This window comes from Actinomycetospora sp., assembly GCF_055612215.1.
This window is the reverse complement of record NZ_JBVPVA010000567.1, coordinates 1-8140: the sequence shown is the minus strand read 5'-3', so window position 1 is coordinate 8140 and position 8140 is coordinate 1. Positions and strand designations below refer to the sequence as shown.

The 8140-nt window shown below is 73.5% G+C and carries 6 protein-coding genes; 3 read left to right on the top strand and 3 right to left on the bottom strand.

Annotated elements, in window-relative coordinates:
• Nucleotides 1-75: 75 nt before the first annotated feature.
• Nucleotides 76-903, bottom strand: coding sequence for an Fpg/Nei family DNA glycosylase (locus AC0CYZ_RS15650; RefSeq protein ID WP_472216913.1), 828 nt, complete (start codon nucleotides 901-903; stop codon nucleotides 76-78).
• Nucleotides 904-939: 36 nt separating this feature from the next.
• The gene (locus AC0CYZ_RS15645; protein WP_472216911.1) at nucleotides 940-1392 is read right to left on the bottom strand and encodes a ribose-5-phosphate isomerase; all 453 of its coding nucleotides are present in this window, start codon (nucleotides 1390-1392) and stop codon (nucleotides 940-942) included.
• A 122-nt stretch (nucleotides 1393-1514) separates the two neighbouring features.
• On the opposite strand from AC0CYZ_RS15645, the gene AC0CYZ_RS15640 reads away from it, so the two are divergent.
• The 3 genes from AC0CYZ_RS15640 to AC0CYZ_RS15630 all read left to right on the top strand — a co-directional run bounded on the left by AC0CYZ_RS15640 (nucleotide 1515) and on the right by AC0CYZ_RS15630 (nucleotide 7849).
• Nucleotides 1515-4094, top strand: coding sequence for a glutamate--cysteine ligase (locus tag AC0CYZ_RS15640; protein WP_472216909.1), 2580 nt, complete (start codon nucleotides 1515-1517; stop codon nucleotides 4092-4094).
• A 91-nt stretch (nucleotides 4095-4185) separates the two neighbouring features.
• The gene (locus AC0CYZ_RS15635; RefSeq protein WP_472216907.1) at nucleotides 4186-5964 is read left to right on the top strand and encodes an N-acetylglutaminylglutamine amidotransferase; all 1779 of its coding nucleotides are present in this window, start codon (nucleotides 4186-4188) and stop codon (nucleotides 5962-5964) included.
• A 16-nt stretch (nucleotides 5965-5980) separates the two neighbouring features.
• Nucleotides 5981-7849 (top strand): S9 family peptidase, encoded by a 1869-nt coding sequence (locus tag AC0CYZ_RS15630; RefSeq protein ID WP_472216905.1) that lies wholly within the window; start codon nucleotides 5981-5983, stop codon nucleotides 7847-7849.
• A gap of 96 nt (nucleotides 7850-7945) precedes the next feature.
• Here AC0CYZ_RS15630 and AC0CYZ_RS15625 read toward each other — a convergent pair.
• On the bottom strand, nucleotides 7946-8140 hold a 195-nt coding region (locus AC0CYZ_RS15625; protein WP_472216903.1), incomplete at its 5' end, for a hypothetical protein.

Below are 8140 nucleotides of genomic sequence, written 5' to 3'. Positions count from 1 at the left end.
CAGGACCACGGAACGCACGAGCCGCCTCCTCGTTCGTCACCCGGACGAGTGACCCGCTCGTTATAGCAGCACCGATCACGTCGCAGACTGACAGGTCGGGCACCAGAAGAGGTTCCGCGCGGCGTGCGTGCGGCGCGCGATCTCCGTCCCGCAGAGCAGGCACGGCAGACCCGTGCGCCGGTAGACGTAGACGGGCCGGCCGCAGGTGCGGTCGTGCCGCCGGCCGGGGTGGTCGCAGCGCAGGTCCGCGTGCTCCGGGCGCAGGGTGTCGATCGAGCCCCGCCGCACGCCGTCGGCGAGCAGGTCGACCAGGTCCTCCCACACCGCGTCGAACCGCTCGCGACCCAGCTCCCGACCGGGTGTCAGCGGGTCCAGGCCGTGCCGGAAGAGCACCTCGGCGCGGTAGACGTTGCCGACGCCGGCGATCACCGCCTGGTCCATGAGCAGCGTCGCGATCGGCGAGCGGGAGCGGGAGATCCGGCGCCACGCCTGCTCGGGGTCCGCGTCGGGACGCAGCGGGTCGGCACCGAGGCGCTCGTGCAGCGCGTCGACCTCGCCCTCGGTGAGCACCTCGCAGGCCGTCGCGCCGCGCAGGTCCGCGAAGTGGGTGCTCCCGACCATCCGCATCCGCACCTGCCCGATCGGCGCCGGCACGCCGTCCTCCGGGATCGCCGTCAGTGAGAACTTCCCGTAGAGGCCGAGGTGGACGTGGACGACCAGGTCGGGCTCGTAGACGTGGAACAGGTGCTTGCCGTGTGCGTCGACCCGGCGCAGCACGCGGCCGTCGACGAGCTCGGCGCCCGCGCCGAAGCGGCCCTGCGGCGAGCTGACGGCGACCTCGTGGCCCCGGAAGCGGCGGACGTGGGAGCGCGCGAGGCGCCGGATGGTGTGGCCCTCAGGCATGTGAGCGGGTCTGCTCGTCGCGGCGACGAGAAACCCTCACATCGGCTCGCCCTTCTCGTACCGGTCCAGCATGTCGATGCGGCGCTGGTGGCGGCCGCCCTCGAACGCCGTCGCGAGGAAGGCCAGCACGATCGTCGTCGCCTCGTCGGCGGTGTGCATGCGCGCCCCGACGGCCACCACCTGGGCGTCGTTGTGGCGGCGGGCGAGCTCCGCGGTCTCCACGTTCCAGGCCAGGGCGGCGCGGCAGCCCCGGACCTTGTTCGCCGCGATCTGCTCGCCGTTGCCCGAGCCGCCGATCACGACGCCGAGGCTGCCGGGGTCGGCGAGGGTCCGCTCACCGGTCGCGGTGCAGTACGGCGGGTAGTCGTCGTCGGCGTCGTAGACCTCCGGGCCGATGTCCACGACCTCGTGGCCCGCCGTCGCGAGCTCGTTCAGCAGGTGGCCCTTGAGCTCGAAGCCGGCGTGGTCGGAGCCGATGTAGACGCGCACGGGGGCGAAGTGTCGCAGGCCGCTACCCGCTGGGCCCGCCCGGATAGTCGTGAACGCCGGATGGGTCACGGATCGCGGGCCGGGAAACATCCCTGTGACACGGTCCCCCTAGCGTGCACCGCATGTCCGATGAGCGGATGGCCACGGCCGGCAGCGTCGTGCTCGGGGTCGAGGAGGAGTTCCACCTCGTCGACCTCGAGACGCGCAGCGCCGTGCCGCGGGTGCCCGAGCTCCTCGACGAGCTCGCGGCACTGGACGCCGACGCGTTCGCCGCCGAGCTCAAGCCCTCGATCATCGAGACCAACTCCGAGCCGACGGCGAGCCTGTCCGACCTGCGCACCGACCTGCTGCGGCTGCGCCGCACGCTCTCCTCGATGGCACAGGAACGCGGCCTCGGCATCGTCGGCGCGGGCAGCGTGCCGCTGGTCGACAGCTCCGCGGAGGGCATCACCGCCTCCCCGCGCTACGAGCGGATGCGCGACGAGTACCAGATGCTCGCCTTCGAGCAGCAGATCTGCGGCACGCAGGTGCACGTCGACGTCCCCGACCGCGACGCCGCCGTCGCCGTGATGGCGCACTCCGCGCCGTGGCTGCCGGTCCTGCTCGCGCTCTCGGCCTCGAGCCCGTTCTGGCAGCGCGAGGACACCGGCTACGCCAGCTCCCGCACGCTCGCCTGGCACCGGTGGCCGACGGCGGGCCCGCCCGCCCCGCTGCGCGACGCCGCCGACTACGACGCCCTCATCGACGACCTGCTGCGCTCCGGGACGATGTCCGACCCCGGGATGGTCTACTTCGACATGCGTCCCTCGGCGCACCAGAAGACCGTCGAGCTGCGCATCTGCGACGCCTCCCCCACGGTCGACGGCGTCGTCCTGATCGCCGGCCTCGCCCGCGCGCTCGTCGTGCACGGCGTCCGCGCCCACACCGAGGGCCGCCCGCAGCCGCAGTACCGGCCGGAGCTGCTGCGCGCGGCCAGCTGGCGCGCGGCCCGCTCCGGTCTGGAGGGCGACCTCGTCGACGTCGTGCGGCGCGACCTGGTGCCGCCGTCGCGGGCGATCCGGCTGATGCTCGACACCCTGCGCGAGGACCTCGAGGACGCCGGCGACTGGGAGGAGGTCTCCGACCTCGCCCTCGACGCGCTGGCCCGGGGCAGCTCCGCCGCCCGCCAGCGCCAGCGGGCCAACCGCGGTGGCGGCCTCGAGGGCGTCGTCGACATGCTCGTCGCCGAGACCCGCGGGGTGCCCGACGAGCCCGCCGTCGAGCAGCTGCCGACACCCGAGACCGCGGCGCCGGTCCTGCTCGGGGACTACCACCCGCCGTCCTACGACGAGGCCGTCGACGAGACCGGGCACGTCCGCCCCACCTACGCCTGGCTCGTCGCGAGCCTCGAGCGGATCGGTCCCTCCGGGCTGCTCGCGCACGAGAAGAGCCGCGACGCCGAACAGCGGGCGCGCTCGATGTTCTTCCCCCAGCCCGACGACCCCGAGCGCCTGTTCCCCCTCGACCTCATCCCGCGCCTGATCGCCCGCCCGGAGTGGGAGTCGCTGACGGCGGGGCTGATCCAGCGCGCCCGCACCCTCGAGACGCTGTTGCAGGACCTGCACGGCGAGCAGGCCTGCCTGCGCGACGGGGTCCTGCCGCGCGAGGCGCTGCGCTGGCTGCCGGCCGAGGGCGAGGCGTCGATGACGGTGCCACCGGGCGCCACCCGGGCGTTGATCTCGGGCCTGGACCTGGTCTGCGACGGCGAGGGGCGCTGGAAGGTCCTCGAGGACAACCTGCGCATCCCCTCGGGCATCGCCTACGCGATGGCCGACCGTCGCGTCGTCCGCAGCGTCCTGCCCGAGCTGCAGGCCCCCGAGGGCGTCGTCGACTCCGACGAGGCCCCCGCGATGCTGCGCGAGGCACTGCTCTCCTGCGCCCCCGCGTCGGCCGGGGACGAGCCGGGCCTCGTAGTACTCACCGAGGGTCCGGCGGACTCGGCCTACTTCGAGCACGCGATGCTCGCCGAGGAGATGGGGGTGCCGCTGCTCGAGCCCTCGGGGCTGCGGGTCACCGACGACGGCACGATCACGGTCGGGGTCTCCGGGCAGCGGATCGACGTCGCCTACCGGCGCATCGACGAGGAGCTCCTGTTCGACTCCCCCGACGCCGACGGCCGCGTCCTGCGCGAGCCGCTGCAGGCCGCGGTGCGCGCGGGCCGCTTCGCGCTGGCCAACGCGCCGGGCAACGGGCTCGTCGACGACAAGGCCGTCTACCCGCACATCCACGCGCTCACCGAGTACTACTTCGGCGAGAAGCCGCTGCTCGACGACGTCACGACCTACTTCTGCGCCGACCCCGAGCAGCGCGAGCACGTGCTCGACCACCTCGCCGAGCTGGTCCTCAAGCCCGTCGACGGCTACGGCGGGGCCGGCATCGTCATCGGCCCGCACTCGGGCGAGGCCGAGCTGGAGAGCGCGGCCGCGGACCTGCGGGCCGACCCGGCGAGCTACGTGGCCCAGGAGACCATCCAGATCTCGACCCACCCGACCTTCACGGGCACCGAGCTGGCTCCGCGCGTGGTGGACCTGCGCGCGTTCGTCGTGCTCGGTCCGGAGCCCGCCGTCCTGCCGACCCCCCTCACACGGGTCGCGCCCGCCGACAGCCTCGTGGTCAACTCGTCGCGGGGTGGGGGCTCGAAGGACACCTGGATCTTGCGCTGACGCCCTGTCGGCGTGCAGCGCTGAAGGTGCGTGCAGGTTTCCGTGCCAGGGCACGGGAACGCACGCACACGTCGACCGAAGGGAGACCGAGTTGTGCGGCATCGCCGGTGAGTTCCGCTTCGACGGGGGCTCGGCCCAGGTGGGCGCCGTCCTGGCGATGGCGCAGGTCCTCGAGGCCCGCGGGCCGGACGGCTGGGGCGTGGTCGGGCACGGCCCGCTCGCCCTCGCCCACCAGCGCCTGAAGATCATCGACCTCACCGAGACCGGCGCGCAGCCGATGGTGGACTCCGAGCTCGGCCTGACCGCGGTCTTCAACGGGATCATCTACAACTACGAGCAGCTGCGCGAGGAGCTCGGGCGCGAGGGCTACCGGTTCTTCTCCACCTCGGACACCGAGGTGATCATCAAGGCGTTCCACCGGTGGGGCCAGCGCTGCGTCGAGCACTTCAAGGGCATGTTCGCCTTCGCGATCTCCGATCGGAACACCGGCCGGCTCGTCCTGGCCCGCGACCGGCTCGGCATCAAGCCGCTCTACGTGGCGCCCGTGTCCGGCGCGCTGCGCTTCGCGTCGTCGCTGCCCGCCGTGATCGCCGCCGGCGGCGTGGACACCGAGATCGACCGGGTGGCCCTGCACCACTACATGAGCTTCCACGCCGTGGTGCCCGCCCCGAACACCATCCTGCGTGGCGTCCAGAAGCTCCCGCCCGCCGTCGTGCGGACCGTGGAGCCCGACGGCGCGCAGAGCGACTGGACCTACTGGACCCCCAAGTTCGTCCGCGGCGAGGAGGAGCACTCCGACGCCGAGTGGGCCGAGATCGCCCTGGACTCGCTGCGGACGGCGGTGGAGCGCCGGATGGTCTCCGACGTCCCGGTCGGGGTGCTGCTCTCCGGCGGCATCGACTCGTCGATCGTGGTCGCCCTGCTCGCCGAGATGGGACAGAAGGACCTCAAGACCTTCTCGATCGGCTTCGAGTCCGAGGGCGGTGAGACCGGCGACGAATTCGACTACTCCGACCTGGTCGCCGAGACCTACGGCACCGACCACACGAAGTTCCGGGTGCCGAAGGCGGAGACCGACGAGGCGCTGCCCGGGGCGATCGCCGCGATGTCCGAGCCGATGACCAGCCACGACGTCGTCGCGTTCTACCTGCTCTCGCGCGAGGTCTCGAAGTCGATCAAGGTGGTGCAGTCCGGCCAGGGCGCCGACGAGGTGCTCGGCGGCTACGACTGGTACCCGCCGATCGCGCGGGTGGGCCGCGAGGGCGCCGTCGAGGCCTACCACAAGGCGTTCTTCGACCGCCCGCACGACGAGATCGGGGAGCTGGTGGCCCCGGAGTACATGCTCGACGAGGACCCCTCGCTCGACCTCGTCCGCGAGCACTTCGGCCGGCGCGGCGCGACGGACGCCGTCGACGCGGCGCTGCGGCTCGACACCACGGTGATGCTGGTCGACGACCCCGTGAAGCGCGTCGACAACATGACGATGGCCTGGGGCCTCGAGGCGCGCGTGCCGTTCCTCGACCACGACTTCGTCGAGACCATGGGCGCCTGCCCGCCCGAGCTCAAGATGGCCGACGGCGGCAAGGGCGTGCTCAAGGCGGCGTCGCGCGGCGTGCTCCCCGACGAGATCATCGACCGGAAGAAGGGCTACTTCCCGGTGCCCGCGATCCGGCAGCTCTCCGGGCCGGTGCTCGAGCGGGTCACGGCCGCGCTGACCGACCCGGCCGCCAAGCGGCGCGGGCTGTTCCGCGAGGACGCGGTGGCGACGATGCTCGACGACCCGAACTCCGGGCGGACCAACCTCGGCGCCAACGCACTGTGGCAGGTCGCACTCCTGGAGATGTGGCTGCAGGCCCACGAGATCGGCTGACGTAGGTTCCCCTGTCGTGGACGAGTGGATCAGTGCGACCCGTTGCTGGTCGCCCAGCCCGTCCCCCGACGGCACGATCATCGCCTTCGTCTGGGACGGCGACGGGCGGCCCGAGGTGCGGATGCACCGGCGCGCGACGGGCGAGGAGTGGTCGCTCGACACCGGTCCCGACCTCGTCTCGGTCGTGCGTTGGTCGCCCGACGGGGCCTGGCTCGCCGTGGAGGCCGCCGCCGAGGGCGGGGAGCGTTCGACGGTGCTCGTCGTGCGGCCCGACGGGACCGGCCTGCACCCGATCCGCGGCGTCGGCGACGGCGACCGCGGCGCGGTCTCGCTGGACCGCTGGACCCACGCCGGCTCGGTCGTGGCGATCACCGAGTCCGACAGCGAGACGACGACGGCCTGGCTGGTCGACGTCGACAGCGAGCAGCGTCAGCGCCTGGGCTCCGGCCACGCGCTGCAGATCCTCGACGTCTCCCCCGACCAGCGCCGGGTGCTGCTGCGCCGCGGCCGGCGGGGCTCGCGCCACGTCGGGATCGTCGACCTGGACGGCACCGAGGGCTGGCACGGCATCGACGCCGGACGCGGCCCCGGCGGCCCGCCCGGGGCCGTGGAGCACCCCGTGGCGATCACGCGGGACTCGTCGGTCGTGGCCGGGCGCTTCGTCGAGGGCGGCACGCGGATGCTCGTGCTCACCGACGGGGGCCGGGAGCGGGCGGCGCTGGTGTCCGTGGACGTCGCCACGGACGCCCGCCCGATGTACCCCGACGTGCTCGCCGAGCGCGAGGACGCCGAGCTCGAGCGGTTCGCGCTGACCGAGGACGGTGGGCTCGCCGCGCTCGTCTGGAACGTCGCCGGGCGCAGCGAGGTCGAGCTGCTCGACCTCGGCACCGGTAAGCCCGCGGCGTACAGCCCGCCCGGCGCGGTCGTCACCTCCGCGGTCTTCAGCCACGACGGGGACTCGCTGGTCATGGGCATCCAGTCCCCCGACGTGCCCGCGGCCGTGTGGTGCCACGAGCTGTCCTCGCAGACCACGGCGCTGATCTGCCCGCAGGGCGAGCCGACGTGGGCGCGGGGCTCGCTGGTGCACCCGACGCTGGAGACCGTCGCGACCCCGGACGGGCTCGCGCTGCCGGGCTGGCTCTACCGCCCACTGGGGGCCGTCGGCCCGCTGCCGACGGTGATCTACCTGCACGGCGGCCCGGAGTCCCAGGAGCGGCCGGTGTTCACCCCGCTCTACCAGGCGCTGCTGTCCGCGGGGGTCGCCGTGTACGCGGCGAACGTCCGGGGGTCGTCGGGGTTCGGCCGCTCGTTCGTCAACGCCGACAACGGGGCCGGGCGCTTCGCGGCGATCCGGGACGTGGCGACGTGCGCCGAGCACCTCGTCGAGTCCGGGGTCGCCGACGCCGGGCGGCTCGGGGTGATGGGCCGCTCCTACGGCGGTTACCTGACCCTCGCCGCGCTGGTGAACCACCCGGAGCTCTTCGCGGTCGGTGTCGACGTGTGCGGGATGGCCGACTTCGAGACGTTCTTCGCGCGCACCGAGCCGTGGATCGCCGACGCGGCGGTCGGCGAGTACGGCCACCCCATCCACGACCGCAACCTGCTCCGCGAGCTCTCGCCGGTCCACCGCATGGACCGGCTGCGTGCGCCGCTGCTCGTCGTGCACGGCCGGTACGACACCAACGTCCCGGTCCATGAGGCCGAGCTCGCGGTGCACGGGGCGAAGGCCGCCGGCGTCGAGGTCCGCTACCTGCTCTTCGACGACGAGGGCCACGAGATCCAGCGCCTCGAGAACCGTCGGATCTTCATCCACGCGGTGACCGAGTGGGTCGCGACGCACCTCGGGGTCCCGGACCCCACGCGAGGGGAGGCCCCGGTCGGCTAGAGCGACCGGATCCTCCCCTCGCGCCGGCCTGCTCGTCGCACGAGGGGAGCCCTCGGTCGGCTAGAGAGACCGGATCCTCCCCTCGCGCGGCGGCCGTCAGCTCCGGGAGCGGCCGGAGCCGAGACCGAAGAGCGCGCCCTCGAGTGCCGGCCGCGCAGTGCGGTCGGTGCGGTCGGTGCGGTCGGCGCCGGGCCGGGCGCCCCAGGGCACCGGGGTCGGCCCGCTACGGGGTCCGGTGACGACCGGCCCGCTCGGCGGCCCCGTGACGACGCGACCGCTGCGCAGCCCGCC

Bases quoted from the DNA above. Each gene is read 5' to 3' on its own strand.
- AC0CYZ_RS15650 (WP_472216913.1), bottom strand. From the start codon at position 903: ATGCCTGAGGGCCACACCATCCGGCGCCTCGCGCGCTCCCACGTCCGC.
- AC0CYZ_RS15640 (WP_472216909.1), top strand. From the start codon at position 1,515: ATGTCCGATGAGCGGATGGCCACGGCCGGCAGCGTCGTGCTCGGGGTC.